This window comes from Streptococcus mitis (genome assembly GCF_946190285.1).
Taxonomy (GTDB): domain Bacteria; phylum Bacillota; class Bacilli; order Lactobacillales; family Streptococcaceae; genus Streptococcus; species Streptococcus mitis_CP.
The window spans coordinates 120,745-142,854 of record NZ_CAMHZX010000003.1 but is presented as its reverse complement, the minus strand read 5'-3'; the positions used below and the strand labels follow the sequence as shown (position 1 = coordinate 142,854).

The following is a 22,110-nucleotide window of genomic DNA, read 5'->3' as shown; positions in this document are numbered from 1 at the left end:
GCTCGGACAATTAGCCGTTGGTTCGTTTGACAGAATAAACCTCTGGTACGCTCTTAATCTTATCTACAACCGTGGTCAGCGTCGAGAGGTTAGCAATGCCGAAGGACACATGGATATTGGCAAATTTCATATCCTTGGTTGGTTGGGCGTTGACTGTTGAGATATTCTTGGTTGTGTTTGAAAGAACTTGCAGTACATCGTTCAATAGTCCTGTACGGTTGAGACCGTAGATATCGATATGGGCCATATACTCCTTATTTGATCTAGAGTACTGATCTTCCCATTCCACATCAAGGAGACGTTGCTCGTAGTTTTCTTGGGCGCGCAGGTTCATACAGTCCACACGGTGAATAGCCACACCACGCCCCTTGGTGATATAGCCGACAATATCATCACCAGGAACAGGATTACAACACTTGGCAATCCGCACTAGGAGACCTGAGGCACCTTCAATGACCACACCACCCTCATGCTTGACCTTGAGGGTTTCTTTATTTTCAACCTTGACCTCGCCACCTTTGACAAGTTCTTCTGCTTCAGCCTTGGCCTTGGCACGCTCTTCTTCACGGCGTTCCTTTTCAGTCAGACGGTTAAAGACAGTAATCGCACCGATTTCGCCAAAACCAATGGCGGCAAAGAGAGATTCTTCTGTCTTGTAGCTGGTCTTTTGCAGAACTTGGTCCATATGACGCTTGTCCATGAATTTATTGGCCACATAGCCATTTTCTTGGAACTGAGCCATCAGCATTTCACGACCCTTGTTGACAGACAATTCCTTATCTTGATTTTTAAAGAACTGACGGATCTTGTTGCGGGCCTTGCTGGTCTTGACCATATTGAGCCAGTCACGGCTAGGTCCAAAGGAGTTCGGGTTGGTGACAATTTCAACCTGATCCCCTGTCTTGAGCTTAGTTGTCAGAGGAACCATACGGCCATTGACCTTGGCACCCGTCGCTTTTTCACCGACTTTTGTATGGATTTCGTAGGCAAAGTCAATCGGTCCTGAATCTTTTGGAAGGGAACGGACAGCTCCATCTGGGGTAAAGACATAAATCTCCTCAGCCAGATAGTTTTCCTTAACTGAATCGACAAATTCCTTGGCATCATCAGCCTGATCTTGGAGCTCCATCATCTCCTTAATCCAGTTCATTCCAATGGCTGATTCCTTGCTGTTAACCTGCCCCTTAATGCCTTTCTTGTAAGCCCAGTGAGCCGCAACCCCGTACTCAGCCACCTCGTGCATTTCCTTGGTCCGAATCTGGAATTCGATCGGCCCTTTTGGCCCATAAACAGTCGTATGGATAGACTGATAACCATTGGCCTTGCGGTTAGCGATATAATCTTTAAAGCGACCTGGCATTGGTTTCCAAAGTTCATGCACGTAACCAAGCATAGCATAAACATCACTTTGGGTATCTAAAATACAGCGAATGGCAATCAGGTCATAGATTTCCTCAAAACGTTTTCTCTTATCCTGCATTTTGCGGAAAATCGAGTAAATATGCTTGGGACGACCGTAAATCTTCCCTTTCAAGTGACGATCCGTCGTATAGTCTTCTAGTTTCGTAACTACCTCATCCACCAAGGCTTCACGCTCTCTGCGCTTTTCCTTCATCATATGGGTAATCTTGTAAAACTCCGTTGGGTTGAGATAACGGAAAGATAGGTCTTCCAATTCCCATTTGACGCTGGAAATCCCCAAACGGTGGGCAAGTGGGGCATAGATTTCCATGGTTTCTTTGGAAATACGCTCCTGCTTATCTTTTCGAAGATGTTTCAGAGTTCGCATATTGTGCAAGCGGTCAGACAGTTTAACCAAGATAACGCGGATGTCCTCAGACATGGCCATGAGCATCTTGCGATGATTTTCTGCCAACTGCTCTTCGTGAGACTTGTATTTGACCTTACCAAGCTTGGTAACCCCATCTACGATTACCCGCACATCAGGACCAAACTCTCTTTCCAAATCGTCCAAAGTCGCATCTGTATCTTCCACCACGTCATGCAAGAAACCACAAGCTACCGTTACAGCATCCAACTTGAGCTTAGCTAAAATACCTGCCACTTGAATGGGGTGAATGATATAAGGCTCACCTGATTTACGATATTGACCACTATGGCATTCAACGGCGTAAACCAAGGCCTTATGGACAAAAGCCACATCCTCTTCCGATAAATATTTCTGTGTTAAAGCGACAACTTCATCGCCTGTTAAATTCACTTCTTTTGGCATCTCTACTCTCCAATTCTTCCTACCATTTTATCACTTTTTTAAGAATATGAAAACTAGAAAAAGAGGATTCTGAAGCTATTCAATTTGTTGGAACGTATGATAGAATAAGATTCAAACTTAAAAAATAAAATTATCTGATTTTCATCTAACTTTTTTGAAATATAGGCTACTCTAAAAGTTAGTGAAATGAAAATCTTTTCTTCTGCTTAAATAAGAAAAGATTTGATATTTTGGTAATTCTCTAACTTTTTTAGTGTATAATGGTAATATGAACAGTTTTTTTACGATAATTACTGAATTTTCATCTTTCTAGAAAGGCAAACAACATGAAATCACACAAAAGACTGACACTTTTAGCTTTAGCTTTTCTTGGACTAACAAACCAAGTCGTTTTGGCTAATGATACGAGTCATTCTACTACTGCCCCTATGACTAGTTCAACTAGTAGCTCAACAAATACTTCTACTAGCAATTCTCAAGCTAGTACAGAAACTTCGTCGAGCACAGCTAGTTCAAGTGAGCAAGAAAGCAAACCTTCTCTTTCCACAGAAACCAAACCCAATCAACCTATACAAACTGGCTGGGTAAAAGAGGGGAACAAGTGGACTTTTTATAGTCAAACTGGGGTCAAATTTACAGATACCCTCTATGATGGTTATTTCTTTGATAGTCATGGCTACTTGCTTGAAAACAGCTGGTACCAAATGGGAAATAATTGGTACTATATCAATGGTTCAGGTAAATATTTATCCAACCAATGGAGCCAAATCAATGGCAAGTGGTATGCTTTTGATGGCTACGGTAGAATGTTGGCCAATGTCTGGAAAGGCGATTACTACCTCAAATCCAGTGGTGCTATGGCAGATAAGGAATGGGTCTACGACCAAAGCTACTCTAGTTGGTTTTACCTCAAATCTGGCGGACGTTATGCCCAAAAACAATGGATTGGTTCCTACTACCTCAAATCTGGTGGCTACATGGCCCACAAGGAATGGATTTATGACCCAGACTATCAAGCTTGGTACTATCTTAAGGACGATGGTGTGTATGTTACAGGAACCTATGCTGTGGATGGTAAAAATCAGCTCTTCCAAGGGAATGGAAAATGGGTTCGTGAATTAGCACAAGGTTTTCAAAAAGGACATTACTCTAAAACTATCTTTCTCGATCCAGGACACGGTGGTAAGGATCGCGGGGCTTATTACTATGGCATAGCTGAAAAAGAATTGAACCTACAAGTTTATCGTAAGCTACGTAAACGACTAGAAGGACTCGGCTATACCGTTCTCACCTCTCGAGATAGTGATATAGACGTTGATTTTATTACCGAGCGTTCTCGTATGGTCAACAAGACCAATGCTGACTTTTTCATCAGCCTTCATTTCAATGCAAAAGGGAATGATACAACCGTTAATCTGGGTATCCAGACCTATTCTTACAAGGATGAACCTGGTTTCCCCAGCAAGATTAACAAGGATTGGCACAACAATCCTGAACGAATGAGTGAAAGTAATCGTCTCGCAGCCGATATCCATTCTTCACTGCTAGCTGAAACTGGAGCTAGGGATGCTGGGCTCTTGCAAGCAACCTTTGCTGTTCTCCGTGAAACAGCTAAACCAGCTGTTTTGTTGGAGATGGGATATATGGATAATCCGGAAGAAAACCAAAAAATCCGCAGCAGTGACTACCAAGATAAACTAGTTGAAGGGATTGTCAAGGGAATCCAAAAATATTATGCTGGTAATTAAAACAGTTTAAGCCTCGAACTAACTCGAGGCTTATTTTTTATCCAAACCATCTTCTTCTTTCTAGACCTATTTCCTTTTCCAGCTTATTCTCCCCAACTGTGCTATACTTAATTTATACTCAATGAAAATCAAAGAGCAAACTAGGAAACTAGCCGCAGGTTGCTCAAAGCACCGCTTTGAGGTTGTAGATAAAGTTGACGCGGTTTGAAGAGATTTTCGAAGAGTATTAGTACATTCTTTGAGATTGGAGCTAGTATGAAAATCCATAAAACCGTGAATCCTGTTGCCTATGAAAATACCTATTACTTGGAAGGTGAAAAACACCTCATCGTCGTCGATCCTGGTAGTCATTGGGAAGCCATTCGTCAGACAATAGAGAACATCAACAAACCGATCTGCGCTATTCTCCTTACCCACGCCCATTATGACCATATCATGAGTCTGGACTTGGTTCGCGAAACTTTTGGCAATCCTCCGGTCTATATTGCAGAGAGTGAGGCCAGCTGGCTCTATATTCCCGTCGATAATCTCTCTGGGCTTCCTCGTCACGATGATATGGAAGATGTAGTCGCAAAACCGGCTGAGCACACTTTTATCTTTCACGAAGAATACCAGCTAGAGGAATTTCGTTTCACTGTCTTGCCAACACCAGGACATTCTATCGGTGGTGTTTCCCTAGTCTTTCCTGATGCTCACCTAGTCTTGACAGGAGATGCCCTGTTCCGTGAAACAATCGGACGAACGGACCTTCCGACTGGTAGCATGGAGCAACTCCTCCATAGTATCCAGACCCAACTCTTCACCCTACCAAACTACGATGTCTATCCAGGACATGGTCCAGCTACTACTATCGCTCACGAAAAAACTTTCAATCCATTTTTCTAGTAAAATGATGACAATGTCTATCGCATTTTAAGTACACTATCCAGCAAGTCTTTCCACTATAAAAGGCATCCTATCAAGGTTCTCACACCTGATTGGATGCCTTTTTTCTGATGACTAGATTTTTTGCCTTACCAAATAATCACGCGCTCTTCTGGTGAACGCCACATACCGTCTCCTTCTTTGACATCATAGGTTGTAAAGAAATCATTGAAGTTTGGTACTTGCACATTGACACGGAGTTTGGCTGGTGCGTGCACATCGACGCTAGCCAAAAGTTTCATAAATTCTGGTCGACCTTTCATGCGCCAGATGCGACCGAAGTTGTAGAAGAATTCTTCTGCTGAGAAGTCTGGTTCTCTCTTAGCTGCTTCAAGGGCTGCAGCGATTCCTCCCAAGTCAGCTACGTTTTCTGACACAGTCAATTTACCGTTGATGGTTGCTCCATAAGAATCTTGTCCATCAAATTGGTCAATAACTTTTTGTGTTTTCTCCTTAAAGGCAGCATAGTCATTCTCTGTCCACCAATCCTTGAGGCTACCATTTTCATCAAAGGAAGCTCCGTTAGTATCAAAGGCGTGGGAAATTTCATGGGCAATAACCGCCCCAATACCCCCGTAGTTAGCAGAAGATGACTGATGCAAGTCATAGAAAGGTGCTTGTAAAATAGCTGCTGGGAAGACGATCAGGTTCTTCTGTGGATTGTAGTAAGCATTGACCATATGAGCAGGCATGCCCCATTCCTTGTAGTCTACAGGCTGGTTCCACTTACTCCAACTGTGCTTGATTTCCACACGCGCAAAGGCTAGAGCATTGTCAAAAAGACTAGCATTTTCATCCACTACCTTGTCCTTGTAGCGTTCTGGCAATTCTTCTGGATAACCGATATAAGGTTTGATAACATTGAGTTTAACGATGGCCTTGTCACGAGTTTCTGGAGTCAACCAGTCATTTTTAGCCAAGCGCTCCTTATAAACATCAATCATGGTTACCACTTTTTTCTCCACATCTGCTTTGGCCTCTGGAGAGAATTTTTCATGGGCATACCAGAGACCCAAGGCTTGTTTGAATGGGCCTTGTGCTAGCTGGTAGGCTGCCTTGACCTTGTCTTTGGCTTCTGGAACTCCTGAAAGCGCACGGCTGTAAGCACCTGACAAGACACGGATTTCTTCTGTTAAATAACTGGTTGAGAGATTCACAACACTTAAAATTAAGGTTGCCTTGAGGAGAGGCCATGCCTCTTCACTATAGAATTGATCTGCTGCTTGCCAGAAGCGTTCCTCGTCTACAATAACCTTTTCTGGTACTTGTCCAAGAACGGCTTGGAAGAAGTCATCCAGAGGTAGGGCAGGCGCAAATTTCTTGAAATCTTCGTAAGCATATGGATGGTAAAGTTTAGCATATTCTGAACTTTCTTCATTAGAAAGCACCACTGCCGCAACTCGACGGTCCAATTCAAGTCTTTTTTCTAGCAAATCTTCAATTTCTTCATCAGAGAAATCATATTTCTTGAGGAGATTTGCGCTGCTTTCTTTCCAAAGAGTCAAGAGCTCTTCGCGCTGAGGATGGTCTTCTGCATAGTAGGTCGTATCTGGCATGATTGTGCTTGGAGCACTGGCCCATAGAACATTGATTCTGGCATCCATAAAGTCTGGCGATACACCAAAAGGAAGGAAGTTAGGTTTTCCTGCAAGTTCAAACTCTGCTAGTCTAGCTGTAAAATCCGCAAAAGTCTCTAATTCTTGGAATTCTTTAAGGAGTGGTAAGACAGGTGTGATACCGTCAGCTTCTCTCTTGTCAAAATCACGAACTAGGCGGTGGTATTTGACAAAGTTTGCCAAGATAGCATCCTCAGGCACCTCTTCTCCTGCCAACCACTTGTCTGTTGTCGCAAGCATCAAGTCTTCAATTTCCTGGTCTAAATCAACAAAACCTCCCGTTTGAGACTTATCTGCTGGAATTTCAGCTGTCTGTTGCCATTCTCCATTGATTGCATCATAAAAATCATCTTGATAACGTGTCATCTTGTTCTCGCTTTCATTTTTTTAAGTTATTGCTAGCTTAACAAAAATTGCTTGGGAATGCAATTAAAAATGAACTTTCCTTTTCCATCATTTTTCAGTTATTATTTTAATTTTTTCAAAAATTAACTTGACTTAATTTTTTTTTTAATGTATATTAAGAGACAGGAGGAATACAAGTTTATGATACGTATCGAAAACCTCAGTGTCTCCTACAAAGAAACATTGGCACTTAAGGATATTTCACTAGTGCTTCAAGGACCAACAATTACCGGTATCATTGGTCCAAACGGTGCTGGAAAATCAACATTATTAAAAGGTATGCTGGGAATTATCCCACATCAAGGTCAGGCATTTCTCGATGACAAGGAAGTGAAAAAATCCTTACATCGAATCGCCTATGTCGAACAAAAAATCAATATCGACTACAACTTTCCCATCAAGGTCAAGGAATGTGTCTCGTTAGGACTCTTTCCCTCTATCCCTCTCTTTCGCAGTTTAAATGCTAAACATTGGAAGAAAGTGCAAGAAGCCCTTGAAATCGTCGGCCTAGCTGACTATGCTGAACGTCAAATCAGTCAACTGTCTGGAGGTCAGTTCCAGCGAGTCTTGATTGCCAGATGTTTGGTGCAGGAAGCTGACTATATCCTCTTGGATGAACCCTTTGTTGGGATTGACTCTGTTAGTGAGGAAATCATCATGAATACGCTGAGAGATTTGAAAAAAGCTGGGAAGACGGTTCTCATCGTCCACCACGACCTCAGCAAGGTTCCCCACTACTTCGATCAAGTCTTGCTTGTCAATCGAGAAGTGATTGCCTTTGGTCCAACCAAAGAAACCTTTACCGAAGCCAATCTCAAAGAAGCTTATGGTAATCGACTCTTTTTTAATGGAGGTGACCTATGATTGCAGAATTTATCGATGGATTGCAAAAATTCCATTTCCTACAAAATGCCTTGATAACAGCCATTGTCATCGGGGTCGTAGCTGGAGCTGTGGGATGTTTCATCATCCTACGCGGGATGTCACTAATGGGAGATGCCATTTCACATGCTGTCTTGCCAGGTGTAGCCCTCTCCTTTATCTTGGGCCTTGACTTCTTTATCGGAGCCATTGTCTTTGGACTACTAGCTGCCATCATCATTACCTACATCAAGGGAAACTCGATTATCAAAAGCGATACCGCCATCGGCATTACCTTTTCTTCTTTCTTAGCCCTCGGTATCATCTTGATTAGTGTCGCTAAAAGTTCAACTGACCTCTTCCATATCCTTTTCGGAAATATCCTGGCCGTCCAAGATACGGATATGTTTATTACTATGGGTGTGGGGGCAGCCATTCTCTTGTTAATCTGGATTTTCTTCAAGCAACTCTTGATAACTTCCTTTGATGAACTCTTGGCTAAAGCCATGGGAATGCCTGTCAATTTCTATCACTACTTACTCATGGTACTCCTAACTCTTGTGTCTGTGACAGCCATGCAAAGTGTCGGAACTATCCTGATTGTAGCCATGCTGATTACCCCAGCTGCAACTGCTTATCTGTATGCTAATAGCCTGAAAAGCATGATTTTCCTTTCCTCAACCTTTGGAGCGACAGCTTCAGTTTTGGGACTCTTTATCGGCTATAGCTTTAACGTTGCGGCAGGTTCTAGTATCGTGCTTACAGCCGCTAGTTTCTTTCTCATTAGCTTCTTTATCGCTCCAAAACAACGATATTTGAAACTGAAAAATAAACATTTGTTAAAATAAGGGGCAAAACCCCAATAAATTGGAGGATCTAATGAAAAAATTAGGTACATTACTCGTTCTCTTTCTTTCCGTCATTGCTCTTGTGGCATGTGCTAGTGGAAAAAAAGATGCAGCTTCTGGTCAAAAACTAAAAGTTGTTGCTACAAACTCAATCATCGCTGATATTACTAAAAATATTGCTGGTGACAAGATTGATCTTCACAGTATCGTTCCTGTTGGTCAAGACCCACACGAATACGAACCACTTCCTGAAGACGTTAAGAAAACTTCTCAAGCTGATTTGATTTTCTACAACGGTATCAACCTTGAAACAGGTGGCAATGCTTGGTTTACAAAATTGGTAGAAAATGCCAAGAAAACTGAAAACAAAGACTACTTTGCAGTCAGCGAAGGCGTTGATGTTATCTACCTTGAAGGCCAAAACGAAAAAGGCAAAGAAGACCCACACGCTTGGCTCAACCTTGAAAACGGTATGATCTTTGCTAAAAACATCGCAAAACAATTGAGCGCTAAAGACCCTAGCAATAAGGAATTCTACGAAAAAAATCTCAAAGAATATACTGATAAGCTAGACAAACTTGACAAGGAAGCTAAGGAGAAATTTAACAACATCCCTGCTGAGAAAAAACTTATCGTAACCAGCGAAGGATGCTTCAAATACTTCTCTAAAGCCTACGGTGTCCCAAGTGCCTACATCTGGGAAATCAATACTGAAGAAGAAGGAACACCTGACCAAATCAAGACCTTGGTTGAAAAACTTCGCCAAACAAAAACTCCTTCACTCTTTGTAGAATCAAGTGTGGATGACCGTCCAATGAAGACTGTTTCACAAGACACAAACATCCCAATCTACGCACAAATCTTTACTGACTCTATCGCAGAACAAGGTAAAGAAGGCGACAGCTACTACAACATGATGAAATACAACCTTGACAAGATTGCTGAAGGATTGGCAAAATAAGCCTCTGAAAAACGTCATTCTCACATGAGCTGGCGTTTTTTCTATACCCATATTTCCGGTCAAATCATTGGAAAATTCTGACCGTTTCAGCTAAAATGGAAGAAAAAAGATTGGAGTATCTTATGGTAACTTTCCTCGGAAATCCTGTGAGCTTTACAGGTAAACAACTACAAGTCGGCGACAAGGCACTTGATTTTTCACTCACTACAACAGACCTTTCTAAAAAATCTCTAGCTGATTTTGATGGCAAGAAAAAAGTTTTGAGTGTCGTTCCTTCTATCGATACAGGCATCTGCTCAACTCAAACACGTCGTTTTAATGAAGAACTGGCTGGACTGGACAATACGGTCGTCTTGACTGTTTCCATGGACCTACCCTTTGCCCAAAAACGTTGGTGCGGTGCTGAAGGCATTGAAAATGCCATCATGCTCTCAGACTATTTCGATCATTCCTTTGGACGTGACTATGCCCTCTTAATCAACGAATGGCACCTATTGGCACGCGCAGTCTTTGTTCTCGATACTGACAATACGATTCGCTACGTTGAATACGTGGACAATATCAACTCTGAACCAAACTTCGAAGCCGCAATTGCAGCAGCTAAAGCCCTATAGAAAAAGATCCTCTGTCACAAAGAGTTCACCCTGCTCTTTGAAACGGAGGATTTTTCTTATTCTTTAATTATTGTTTATTTTGAAATGAATCCTTCAAAATCTTTTAGTTGAAAATTATATTTTTCAGTGAGTAACACATTATCCACTGCAACATCTTCTCCCAATGGGTAAATATTTCTTTTGAAACAGTTGTAGGAGGAAAACCTCTCCTACACTATTATTGATTCTGAGAGAAAATTGCAAAATATCATCTACCAAACTTTCAATTATTAAGATTTTTTGCAGTTTATCTGAATTAGAATCGCAAGGCTTCTCAATAATATAATTGTCGAATTTTTTCAATCTAACTTCCTCTCCACTATTTCTTCCTATATCAAGAAAAAATTACCTCAATATTAATAAAGTACAATTCTAAATTAACTCCAATTATTGATTCATGATAATATTTCAGTAACCCATCATACAATTAAAAACAAGGATTTTTATTTCAGACGATCCATCGTGAACACTTCATCAGCCATCTCCCAAATTGCCGGATTATGTGTTGCGATAATGATTAGCCTATTATCATCTCGAAGAGATAGCAAAATCTCCATAATCAACTGAGAGGTTGCTGGGTCTATTGAAGCTGTTGGCTCATCTGCCAGAATAAGGGGTGGATTCTTTAAGATAACTTTTGCTAAGGCAACCCGTTGCGATTCTCCGCCCGATAACTCAAAGATGCGCTTATCTAGGTCAAGATAAGCCAGGCCGACCTGTTCTAAAGCCTGCTTCTGCCTCAACCGCTGTTCCGACCGACTCAACTTTTGACCAATGAGACCTAGCTTAAGGTTCTCTTCAATACTTTGGTTTTCAATTAAGCCAAAGTTCTGGAAGAGGTAGCCCAATTCGTGACGGAAAAAATCACTCGATTTATAATTGGCCAAGTCTTTACCTCGGTAAAAAATCGTCCCATCATAAGATTCTAATTTCCCAATCATGTTCATCAAGGTTGTTTTTCCGCTACCACTTGAACCAATTAAGGCATAGACTTTTCCAGCCTCAAATGTCATTGAAAGATTCGAAAATAACTCTCGTTCTCCAAAAGATTTACTCACCTGTTTAAGTTCAATCATATTAACCTCCCTTCAAAACAAGCATGGACATCTTGTTTTCTTTCTGCATTTGGACATGTAACTGTAAAAGAGATAGACCAGTAAAGAGTAACGAGACTAAGAAAGCAACTACTATCTCTACCATGAGAAATACACTCGCAATAAATCCCAGTAAAAACACACCCAGTTGAGCAAAGAGATAAGTGCGATGGATTTCTAAGAACCTGAGACCTGCAATGCGTTTGATAAAAATGGCACGTCTAAATTCTTCAAAGTAGAGCCTATTCATAGTGTTAAACAACAAGATTGAAGTTGCAATCCCAAGCACAGCTCCTGCTAGCATTACCCAACGTTCCCTCTGGATATTATCCAATAATGTGATGTAGTTGTGGTAACCTGTTTGCATTTCTGAGACCCAATTTTCAATGCCTTGTCTCTGGATAAGCTCCTGGGCATCAGACAATCGATTAAAGAGAACGTAGTTCTGTACTGCGTCTACCCAAAACAAAACGGACTGTGGACCAGTTGATTGGGGTGTTATAACAATGATGATTGGATCTTTCAAAAACTGCTGGTAAGAAATAGGGGTCGTATTATACACAAAACGATCCTGACCTGATTCCAAATAACCTACCGTAGCAGTCATTTGCTGTCGTTCATCTCGACTAGACACGCGACTGGTTAAGTCGTCTTCAAAAACAGATTTATAATGTTCTTCCTCTGAACGGAGGTGTTCAGGCAGCAATAAGACAAACTCCCCTACATTAAGGTGATTCATCTTTTGCTCAATAGTTGTATCTACAGGAATGTTTTGACGCTCCAAGTATTGCGGTGTGACGATAAGGACATTGCCATTCGGGTTGTAATCGTGCCATTCTGTAGAGGTTATAAAGTTTTTGGAGGAAGCCATGCCATTTTGCAAAGTACGGTCAATTAACTGGTGTCTAGATAAGAAAGCCTTTTGTTCTGAAACAGCCAGATCCATCAATTGATACCAAGTTCTGAATTTCCTTTGAGCTTGTTCATCAAAACCAGGACTCGTTCCTTCACGGCTGATTGATAGGGTAATCAGTTGCCTTTCCTGGCTCCAAGCCTCTTGTCCAATCCGATGCTGTTGCCAGGCTTGGGAATACTTTAAGCTACTCCCTATTCCCAGCGTTACAATAATAATCGCTAATAGTTGACCGATTAAAATCAAACTAATGATTCCTCTGACAGGCACTTGCCCTTTTATAATCTGCATCAGGTGTATCTTTTTTATCCCAACTGCGAAGAGTTGAGCGAAAAACAGGGAGATCGACAACAAGATGAGATTATAACTGAGCAAGCCTTCTCCTATGGTCATTAGGGATTGCGTTGGAAGCGACAGAATTTTTTGCATAAGAATGGCGAGCACGCCAGCTAAACTGAAACCAACAGCTATCCCTTTCAAATCCTCACCAACTGGTCTAAGAAAAATGGACCACCGTTTCTCTCCTGAAATGAGGCGAATGCCCGACGACCGTAATTGGCTAATTTGACTAATTAAAGTCAGTGCTCCAAAGGTTAAGATGAAAATCAATAGACTGATTAACTGAAATCCGTTACTAAAGATAGCCATTAACGTAGATAGTTTAGATGGAATTGTCAGGTGCATGTTAGTCAAGCCAAGTTGACTTAGCTCCTCCCTTAGCAAGTGAATATCTAGGTTTCCATCGAATACAAAATAGTTTGTTTCAACACTACTACTTTGAGCATCTTCTAGTTTTTTTTCCTGAAGCCCATCAGGCAACTTTCCGTTCCCAAAGGTCGTATAAGAAAAAACTGTAGTACCTTCTGAGTTAGGATCTTGGTGTTGAATCGCAATAAAGCTATCCGTTTCTTCTGCTAGTTTTTCCAAGCGTGTAGCAACATGTTGAAAAGTTGTTTCAGGGGAAGAATCATGTACAACAACGTTGGGGTAATAATGGGAGACATATGTATCAGTCCAAATGGTAAATACCCAAACAAAGAACAAACTAGCAAGCAGGTTGGATATGAGTATAAATAATTTTTTCATAGTGCATTCCTTATTCTAAAACAGAGGGCAGAAATACCCCTGACCTCTATAAACTAACAAGCTTACTAAACTATTGATAAAATAATCTTCTTCATCATATACTAACAGTGGTGTCTTAAGATTATTTTCATTAACTAGATTAGTAAAATCAATATTAGAATTTTTATAAAACATTTTTATTTCTCTATTCTTTTACTCAAAAAGTATTCTTTATGCCCATCTGGAGAGTCATTAAGAATTCCAAAAACTTCAAAACCTTGACTTAAGTAGAAATCTAAACCTTGGAAGTCAAAGGTGCTTAAATGAACAATACTACATCCGTAATTTTTGGCACTTTCTAAAACATTATTTAACAATGCAGTTGCTATCCCTTGACGTCTATAAGTGTTTTTAACCCAAAGTGTATCAATATATAATATTTTCCAAATAACCGAATAAGCTACGATGCCACCTACTATCTCTTGATTATTCTCAACAATAAAAGCAATCTGTTTATAGTCCTCATCCTGACATGAAGGTAAACATTTCTTATTGTGTTCCAATAGCATTTCTTCTATGTAGTCAATATTTTCATTATTTGCATCAGTAATCTTCATTCTTGCACCTACAATTTTTAATGAATAATAAAAGAGAATATACTAGAGACTAATTCTATTCCATTATTCTTTAATCTGCCTTTCCAACATCAAGTCCATTCGATTTTTTTTTGTGATTGTACTCGAACTTCCAATTGTCTATTCTTCTGAATGAATTGTTGGTAAGGAATTGTATTACTAAACGTAAAAACCCCTAGTAATGCTAATATAGCTAATTTTTGAATTCCACGTTTTTTTCTCTTACACTGAAACCCCTTTCTGTTTCCTTGTTTTTATTTTAACATATATATTTTGTTTATTCAAACGTTTTTATTGTATTTTGAACTTTTTTTTATTATTATTCCCATGAGGAATTTTTTATTTCTTTAACTTGCTATTTTGAACTAAAAATTTTATAATGAAATTAAGCAAATAGGAAGGATTATTATCTTTAATGAATACACTCGCTGAGAAATTCAGAGTAAAGAGAAAAGAGTTAGGTCTCTCCCAACAAACTCTTGCAGAAGGAATTTGTGAACAAAGTCAGATTAGTAAAATTGAAAGAGGTCATTTTATTCCCTCCGCAGACTTGTTATTCAAACTCTCTCAACGACTTGAAGTCCCTTTGGATTACTTTTTCAATGAACAAATTGAAATTAAATCTAACCTCTCTAATTTCAAGCAAATATCTACTCGCCTATTAGATGATAGAAATTATGACGATTTGGAATATATTTATAGAATAGAGATTGAACGAAGTACTTTTCTAACACTAGAAGACCGAACTTACCTTGAATGGATTAAAGCTATTATTGACTTTTATCAATATGACAGTAAGTGTGAGGCTATTTCTTCATTGGAAAATATATTATTAAAAGTCTCTTCAAATACTCTGATTTATTTAAAGGCGTTGAATACTTTATCTAATTTCTATTCCTTAGTGGGTCGTGAACAAGAATATGAGGCAAACTACTCTCATTTGATGGAGTTATATCAGACAAAAAATTTTGAGCATCAAGAGTTTTTATTTGGCTACATCAGAGTTCGTTACAACTACGCTCACTACCTAGTGTCAAAGGAAAAATATAACGAAGCCATTCAAAAAGCTCTTGAGACGATTGAACTATGTAAACAAAGACAGACAAGCTACCAACTGGCTCCCCTACTTATTCTTGTAGGAAATGCTGGAGCCAAATTTCTAGACAAAGAACAAATCAAAAATTATTATTTAGAAGCAAGAGAGTTATGTAAGATTTATAACAATCCTTTAATGTTGATGAAGATAGAAAATTATTTGAAGGAATTAGATACTGTTTAGTTAATCTTGACATTATAGTTTTTCTGAAACGTTAAATAACCTGTAAGGCTGATAGTGAAATTAATACTATCAGCCTTATAATTATGTGACTATTAGTCCGTCTCGCTCCGCTAGGTGCGAGACAAAAAAACTCCAAACGCGATACAATAAAGGTGTTCAAGCCAATTGTAAAGCGAAAGGAGAAAAATATGGCACAAAAGGCACATAGTTTATCACACACAAAATGGATGTGTTCTATCACATTGTGTTCACCCCTAAGTATAGACGAAAAGTCATTTATAATCAATATCGAAGTAGTTTAGGCGAAATATTTCATCGCTTGTGTAGTTATAAAGGAGTTGAAATTATCGAGGGTCACTTAATGCCAGACCATGTACACATGTTAGTAAGTATTCCACCAAGGATAAGTGTTTCGAGTTTCATGGGTTATTTAAAAGGAAAAAGTGCACTCATGATGTTTGACAAACACGCCAATCTCAAGTACAAGTTTGGGAATCGGCATTTCTGGGCGGAAGGTTATTATGTGAGTACAGTAGGACTTAATGAAGCCACAATTAAAAAATATATTCAAGATTAAAGAAATTATCCAGTGGATGATTTCTTCACGAGTATGAAAATTTGAGAACGAGTAAAGCATGATATAGCACTAGATAAATTGAGTGTAAAAGAATATGAGGATCCCTTTAGGGATAGTGGTAAGTAATACTAAAGCCTCTTTGAGAGGCAAGTGACGAGTCAAGAGCAATAAGGCTTGAACAAAGTGAAAGCCAGCGTCTTTAGGCGCTGGCTGGTAATTTGGGCTTATAGCCCTGGGACAAACCACCCGTTTGACGGGTGGTCATGATTTACGAGTAAATATAAGTTCAATCAGATAAGAACAACTGCCTTACTCTACAGATTTCAAGGCTTCAAGCATATCAACCTTTCTAAGATGATGATTGACAAAGAAACCAAGTAGGGTCAAGATGATGCTTACTGCTACCACTGGGATTACATAGACTTCCCAGCCTACCTGCGGGTAAAAGAGAATAGTCGCAGGCGAAATCATTTGAATCAAAAATTGGTGTAAATAGAAACCTGAGAGTAGACCAAGTACGATTCCCACAAGAGACAAGACAATCGTCTCACGGTAAATATAGAGAGTGACTTCTTTATTATGAAAACCGAGAACCTTGATAGTGGAGAGTTCACGGATTCTCTCAGCCACATTGATATTGGTCAGATTGTAGAGGATAACGATAGCCAATAGAACCGACACGATGACCAAGATAGTCATGGTCTGATTGAGTGAGCTAGCGACAGAGTCAAAGAGCCGAATGGCTGAAGCATTCTGGACGACGCTGGACACCGCAGCTTGATTCATCAGCAAACCTGCCTGCCTTTCGATACTAGTCGCGCTAGAATCCTTTAGCGATACCAGATAAGTGTTGGCTTGCGGCAGCTGTCCGTAAATTTGCTCATAGCTAGCCTGACTCATATAAATAAAATGACCAACGTAGTTCTCAGCAATGGCAGCAACCTTTAGTTCCTTACCTTCAATTTCGAAATTCTGCCCAACCTTGACACCTGCCAGCTGGGCTAGTTTAGTTGTAATAACGACTCCATCTTTCAATGTCAGCTCCTGCTGATGATTTTGCAGATGGATAAAGGGTGTCAAATCTTCCTTATCAGTCATCATAAGGGTGATATTCTGAAGACCAGCCTTGCCTTTGAAATCCTTGTCTAACGTTTTAGAATAGATTTTCTGGTAGGCTTTGATGTCCTGCCCTTTCAACACTTCTTCTAGCTCTACCTTGTCCTGATTGGTCGCACTAGGATTTTCAGAGACAATCATCTGATACTGTTGGATTTGTTGAAACTGTCTAGACGGAACTCCTGCTACAGAGGATTGGATTCCCAAGCCTGCAAAGAGCAGAGCGACTGAACCTACCACACCAAAGATTGTCATCAACATTCGTTGCTTATAACGAAAGATATTGCGAGCTGTTACCTTATGGGTAAAACTGAGACGACGCCAGATAAAACCGATGCGCTCCAGTAAGATTTTAGCTCCTTTAACAGGTGGTTTAGGCAGTAAAAGTTGGGCTGCTTCGTCGTGAAGTTCCTTCCTAGCCACCAGATAGGCTGGTAACACACTCGCCAACCAACTCAGACCAAGTGCCAGTAAACTATAGCTCCAATAGAACTGAATATGGGTTTCTCCCACCACCATACCTTTTGTAATGACACTTGAAATTACACTGGCTAGCAAATAATGACCAAGTATACTGCCTAGAGCTGTGCCGACAGTCCCAGCTACCAGACCGTAGAGGAGAAACTTGGCGATAATGTTCTTACTACGATAGCCCAAGGCCTTAAAAATTCCTGCATGAGTTCGCTCTTCATCCACAAAACGAGTCATAGTTGTGAAGGTCACCATAGCTGCTACGGCATAAAGCACTACAGGAAAGATATTGCCCACTGCCCGAATGCTAGCTGAAGCATTGCTGTACATGAGGTAGCCCTGACCGCCAGGCATGGTCTGACGATTATAAACCTGATACTTGGGATCAGGCAAATCGTCCAAGACTTGCTGATGTTTGGCTAATTTTTCCTTTTCTTGGACTAAATTTTGTTCAGCTTGCTTTAGTTTATCTTCTTCCTTGCTCAATTCCTGCTTGGCTTGGGTAAGTTGAGCACTGGCCTGCTCTCTCTGAGCTTGAGGCAGTAAGGTTAGTTGACTTTCCTGAGCCTGTAAACGAGCTTGGGCAGTTGCTAAACGACGCTTGCCTTCCTGCAAATTAGTCTCAGCCTTATCAAGGGTTTCTTGCCCCGTATCGAGAGATTCTTGGCCTTCTTTTTTCAAGAGTTGCAGACGTGCCTTACCATTATCTGACAAAGCTTGTTCAAGCTCTTCCTGATGTTGCTTGGATTTTTCTTCATAAGCTGATGAAAAAGCATTTAAACCTGACAAATCTTGATATTTCAAACGAGCTATATTGTAGACTTTCTGATCAAACTGGCTAGGTAAAACCACCCCATAGGCTGTCAGAGTCCCACTGCCACTTCCTGCATAGCCCATATCTCGCTGAGAGAGGATTTCAGCCGAATCCACAAAACCAGTAACGGTAAAAGTATGGTCTTTTAAAGAGGAATGACTGCCTTCTTTTTCTTTAAAACTAATCTCCTGTCCCACACGATATTGGCCTTGTAAATGACTGGCCAAAGCAATTTCCTGACCTGTCTGAGGAAGTCGCCCCTCTCTTAGCTGAAAGGTTGAAATTTGCTCTGGTTTGGAATACAGCCGAATAGCATCCTGGCCATTATCCATAGTCTCATCTGTCAAATAGCCAAACTCAACCTCTGCGCCCTCCGTCTGTTTTAGTTCTTCTTGATCTGCTTGATCCAAACCATAGTTAGACATGACTGCCAAATCCAAGGTTTGAGCAGTTGTTAAATAAGCATTAGCTGTCGCCTCCATGTTGGGACTGGTTACTTTGAGGCCTACTAGGGCAAGAGACCCCAACATCATCAAGGTCAAGATGGATAAAAAACGCCCCTTGGAGCCTGTGAAGGACTGAATTAAGTCCTTCCAATAAGTTTTTCGCTTGATCATGCTAGTACTCCAAACTGTCGATATCCTGAGGATGCTGGTTGATCACCACATCCTTGACACTGGCATCATGCATATGAATCACGCGATTAGCAATGGGCGCCAAAGCTCCATTATGAGTCACAATAATCACCGTCGCTCCCTTTTGACGAGACATGTCTTGAAGAATTTTCAAAACCTGCTTACCCGTCTGATAATCCAAGGCTCCAGTCGGTTCATCACAAAGGAGGATTTTAGGATTTTTGGCTACCGCGCGTGCAATGGAGACTCGCTGTTGCTCCCCTCCAGAAAGCTGGGCTGGAAAGTTATTGAGACGATGAGCCAGACCTACATCTGTTAAAACCTGTTCAGGATTCAAGGCATCTGTCACAATTTCTGAAGCCAACTCCACATTTTCCTTAGCGGTTAGATTGGAAACTAGATTATAAAACTGAAAAACAAAACCGACATCATTTCTACGATAATTGGTCCTCTGGTGGGAACTATAGTCTGCAATATTGACACCATCAATCCAAATCTCTCCTTCATCATTGGTATCCATTCCACCAAGAAGGTTAAGAACCGTTGACTTGCCTGCACCAGATGCACCTAGAATAATAACCAATTCACCCTTTTCAATCTCAAAATTCACATCACGATTGGCCACAATCTCCGTATCCCCAACCTGATATCGCTTGTAACAATGTTTCATCTCAATATAAGCCATAAGACCTACCCTCTCTCAAACAAATTACTTCCTATTACCATTATAACGCTTTTTCAACTAGTTGGAAACTGCTTACATTCTCAAATCTTTATCAAAAGGCAGTCTCAAACTACTGCCTTCTATCACCTTCTTAAAAATAAAATTGAACAAGATCACCTTCTGCTGTCGCCACTGAAATACAATCTTTCCCCATGCATTTCACTTCTGCTTTTTCTTGATTCATTTCAATCACACTCTTCTCAATGCCTGGATAAGTGACTCGCAAATCTCCCCCACTTCTTGATAAAATGGTCAACTGTAAGAGTTTTTTATCCGCCCAACTCATGCTAACTTCAAAATGTCCACGTGCCATTAAGCCTGAAACAGAACCTTTTGACCAAGCATCAGGTAGGGCAGCTAGAGGTACCAGATAAGCTGTATGAGACTGGAGTAACATTTCTGCCATGCCACTGCTAGCACCAAAATTACCATCTATCTGAAAAGGAGGATGACTACACCAAAGATTTGGTAAGGTGGATGACTACACCAAAGATTTGGTAAGGTGGATGACTTTAACTGCTCTGCTAATAATTTATGGGCTCGATTGCCATCTCCTAGACGCGCCCAAAGATTGATCTTATTAGCCTTGGACCAGCCTGTGCCGCCATCTCCACGATCATTGAGGCTAGCACGCGCCGCTTCAAGATACTCTTGTCCCTTGTAGCTAAAGAGATTGCCAGGATAGAGTCCCACTAGATGGGAAGCGTGCCGATGCTGGGCCTCCTCTTTCTCCTTTTGAAAATACTGCTCTTCCTCCTCATACCACTCCCTGATTCGACCAGATTGAGTGATTTGAAGAGGATTAAGCAAGTCAAACTTCTCCTTGACCTCAGTCAACAAAGACTCATCCAGTCCCAATTCCTGAGCAGCCTGAATAAAATCATGAAATAACTGCCAAATCAGAGATTGGTCATAGGTATTGCCAATCGAAATCGGCCCATGTTCTGGAGAATAAGACGGAGAAGACACCCAACGCTGCGCCTGCTGATCCTCATGTAAAAAATCATTCCAAAAACGAACCGTTTCCCTCAACATGGGATAAATTTTCTCCCTGAGATAGTCTTGGTCCCTATAAAATAAATAGGCTTCATAAACCGTTTGCATCATCCACGCATTGGCAGCTGGTGACCAACCCCAATAGTAATCCCAACCAGGTGCCGTCCAGCCAAAAGGAGTCGCTTGAGTATGAACCAACCAACCATTCTCCTCACCTTTCTGAGAGACGATTCCTGCATACCTTGCAGCCGCTAGACGACCATAGACTCGCAAATCATCGATATAGTTGATGACTGGAAAAGCCGTCTCTAGGAGATTGGTAACATAGGCTGGCCAATAATTCATCTGCAGGTTGATATTCAGGTGATAGTCCGAATTCCAAGGAGGATTGTCGATCGCATTCCAGATTCCCTGTAGGTTAGCTGGTAGAGCATCTGGACAGTCTCTAGAAGAACTAATCAATAAATACCGTCCATACTGGAAGAACAACTCCTCCAAAGCCTGCCCCTCTTGTGGCTTATAATTTTTTAGCAAATCATCTGTAGTGGATGTGTCTACATCAGCTCCCAAATCCAATTGAACACGTTGGAATAAGGCTTGGTAGTCCTGAATATGCCTTGATTTCAATTGGGCATAGCCCTTTTCTTTAGCTATCTCCACCAAGTCCTTAACCTTTTGCTCCAAATCTAGTTTATTGCGATAATTACTAGCAGGATTTTGGGCAAAATCCGTCTTAGCTGCTAAGAAGAGATTGGCATAACTGGCTCCTGATATCTGAACTTTATTTGACCAGACTCTGATGTCCCCATCCGTTTCCCAAGCTAAACAGCTAGCAAACTGCAGGTCATTGTCCTTAACCCGTCCCTTCATCAAGATATGAGACGTTGAGATATCCAGCTGGCATTCCTTGTAATCAGATTTTTCCTGCTCATACTTTCCATCAGAAGCCAAATCGCGGGTCAGCGACAGTTCTATAGTAAAATCTAGAGTTTCCGCCCCTTCCTTAGTAAAGCTCTGAATCAAGAGATCATCTGGAAAACTCGCAAAAGTTTCACGTTCAAATTTCGTTCCCTTATAGACATAAGAAGTCGTCGCAAGCGCCTTACTGATATTAAGCTGTCTATGGTAATCCGTCACCTGAGACAAAGTCTTGCCTTGCTTGCTAAACTCAATATGAATATCCCCAAAGGACAGATAGGTCCCATATTGACTCGTTTGGGGCCCGACTAGGTGCTGTTCAGCCAGTTCTTTAGCAGTATTGTAATCTCTCTTCTCCAAAGCCTGCCGAATCTCAGCTAAAAAACCATACTGGTCCTGAAGATTTCCACCCTGATAATCTGAACTAGCAGGAAGTGGACCACCAGACCAGAGACTTTTTTCATTGAATTGAATCCGCTCAGCCCCTATAAGCCCAAATATTTTTGCCCCTAAAGAACCATTGCCTATGGGTAAGGCCTCTTCTTCCCAACCCTTATATGTCGTTGACGCTGGTTGCTTGTAGGCCAATACATAATCTTGTTTTTTATTCCTTATCATACTACC

14 protein-coding genes and 4 pseudogenes are annotated in these 22,110 nt (G+C 40.8%); 8 read left to right on the top strand and 10 right to left on the bottom strand.

Translation table 11 applies throughout. The features are described 5' to 3' along the window. Positions 1–10: 10 nt before the first annotated feature. On the bottom strand, positions 11–2,233 hold the full coding sequence (locus tag N8L39_RS05945; protein WP_261010331.1) for a RelA/SpoT family protein: 2,223 nt from the start codon (positions 2,231–2,233) through the stop codon (positions 11–13). Between the two features lie 326 nt (positions 2,234–2,559). On the opposite strand from N8L39_RS05945, the gene N8L39_RS05940 reads away from it, so the two are divergent. Further along, a complete protein-coding gene (locus N8L39_RS05940) occupies positions 2,560–3,981 on the top strand; it encodes an N-acetylmuramoyl-L-alanine amidase (protein WP_261010332.1) in 1,422 nt (473 codons plus the stop codon). Positions 3,982–4,236: 255 nt separating this feature from the next. Then, the gene (locus N8L39_RS05935; RefSeq protein ID WP_261010333.1) at positions 4,237–4,866 is read left to right on the top strand and encodes an MBL fold metallo-hydrolase; all 630 of its coding nucleotides are present in this window, start codon (positions 4,237–4,239) and stop codon (positions 4,864–4,866) included. 128 nt (positions 4,867–4,994) lie between these two features. On the opposite strand, the gene pepO is transcribed toward N8L39_RS05935, so the two are convergent. Continuing rightward, positions 4,995–6,887 (bottom strand): endopeptidase PepO, encoded by a 1,893-nt coding sequence (gene pepO / locus N8L39_RS05930; protein ID WP_261010334.1) that lies wholly within the window; start codon positions 6,885–6,887, stop codon positions 4,995–4,997. Between the two features lie 180 nt (positions 6,888–7,067). Between pepO and N8L39_RS05925 the strand changes: the two genes are divergently transcribed. From N8L39_RS05925 to tpx, 4 genes are all read left to right on the top strand, one after another. Next, positions 7,068–7,790, top strand: a complete 723-nt coding sequence (locus N8L39_RS05925; protein WP_000619164.1) for a metal ABC transporter ATP-binding protein — start codon at positions 7,068–7,070, stop codon at positions 7,788–7,790. Then, the gene (locus N8L39_RS05920) at positions 7,787–8,635 is read left to right on the top strand and encodes a metal ABC transporter permease (RefSeq protein ID WP_000559776.1); all 849 of its coding nucleotides are present in this window, start codon (positions 7,787–7,789) and stop codon (positions 8,633–8,635) included. The genes N8L39_RS05925 and N8L39_RS05920 overlap by 4 nt, the downstream gene beginning before the upstream one ends. Before the next feature lie 31 nt (positions 8,636–8,666). Beyond that, entirely contained in the window at positions 8,667–9,596 is a 930-nt protein-coding gene (gene psaA / locus N8L39_RS05915) for a metal ABC transporter substrate-binding lipoprotein/adhesin PsaA (protein WP_000733076.1), read from the top strand. Between the two features lie 122 nt (positions 9,597–9,718). After that, positions 9,719–10,210 (top strand): thiol peroxidase, encoded by a 492-nt coding sequence (gene tpx / locus N8L39_RS05910; RefSeq protein ID WP_000256026.1) that lies wholly within the window; start codon positions 9,719–9,721, stop codon positions 10,208–10,210. A 183-nt stretch (positions 10,211–10,393) separates the two neighbouring features. Here tpx and N8L39_RS05905 read toward each other — a convergent pair. The 5 genes and pseudogenes from N8L39_RS05905 to N8L39_RS05885 all read right to left on the bottom strand — a co-directional run. After that, positions 10,394–10,552 (bottom strand): annotated as a pseudogene (locus N8L39_RS05905) (competence protein ComA); the annotation flags it as partial. A 140-nt stretch (positions 10,553–10,692) separates the two neighbouring features. Then, positions 10,693–11,325 carry an ABC transporter ATP-binding protein gene (locus N8L39_RS05900; protein WP_000571434.1) on the bottom strand — a complete coding sequence of 211 codons (633 nt, stop codon included), beginning with the start codon at positions 11,323–11,325 and terminating at the stop codon, positions 10,693–10,695. A gap of 1 nt (position 11,326) precedes the next feature. Beyond that, on the bottom strand, positions 11,327–13,342 hold the full coding sequence (locus tag N8L39_RS05895; protein WP_261010335.1) for a bacteriocin-associated integral membrane family protein: 2,016 nt from the start codon (positions 13,340–13,342) through the stop codon (positions 11,327–11,329). Between the two features lie 176 nt (positions 13,343–13,518). Then, entirely contained in the window at positions 13,519–13,938 is a 420-nt protein-coding gene (locus tag N8L39_RS05890; protein WP_049493769.1) for a GNAT family N-acetyltransferase, read from the bottom strand. A 70-nt stretch (positions 13,939–14,008) separates the two neighbouring features. Then, positions 14,009–14,162: pseudogene (locus N8L39_RS05885) on the bottom strand (PhrA family quorum-sensing system peptide). 209 nt (positions 14,163–14,371) lie between these two features. Between N8L39_RS05885 and N8L39_RS05880 the strand changes: the two are divergent. Together N8L39_RS05880 and tnpA are read left to right on the top strand one after the other, a co-directional pair. Next, positions 14,372–15,235, top strand: a complete 864-nt coding sequence (locus N8L39_RS05880) for a helix-turn-helix domain-containing protein (protein WP_261010336.1) — start codon at positions 14,372–14,374, stop codon at positions 15,233–15,235. A 188-nt stretch (positions 15,236–15,423) separates the two neighbouring features. Beyond that, positions 15,424–15,938, top strand: a pseudogene (tnpA, locus tag N8L39_RS05875) (IS200/IS605 family transposase). A gap of 183 nt (positions 15,939–16,121) precedes the next feature. Here tnpA and N8L39_RS05870 read toward each other — a convergent pair. The 3 genes and pseudogenes from N8L39_RS05870 to N8L39_RS05860 form a co-directional block, all read right to left on the bottom strand. Next, entirely contained in the window at positions 16,122–18,830 is a 2,709-nt protein-coding gene (locus N8L39_RS05870) for an ABC transporter permease (RefSeq protein WP_261010337.1), read from the bottom strand. Between the two features lies 1 nt (position 18,831). Then, a complete protein-coding gene (locus N8L39_RS05865) occupies positions 18,832–19,533 on the bottom strand; it encodes an ABC transporter ATP-binding protein (RefSeq protein WP_261010338.1) in 702 nt (233 codons plus the stop codon). A 130-nt stretch (positions 19,534–19,663) separates the two neighbouring features. Next, a pseudogene (locus N8L39_RS05860) lies at positions 19,664–22,104 on the bottom strand (glycoside hydrolase family 95 protein). Positions 22,105–22,110: the final 6 nt, after the last annotated feature.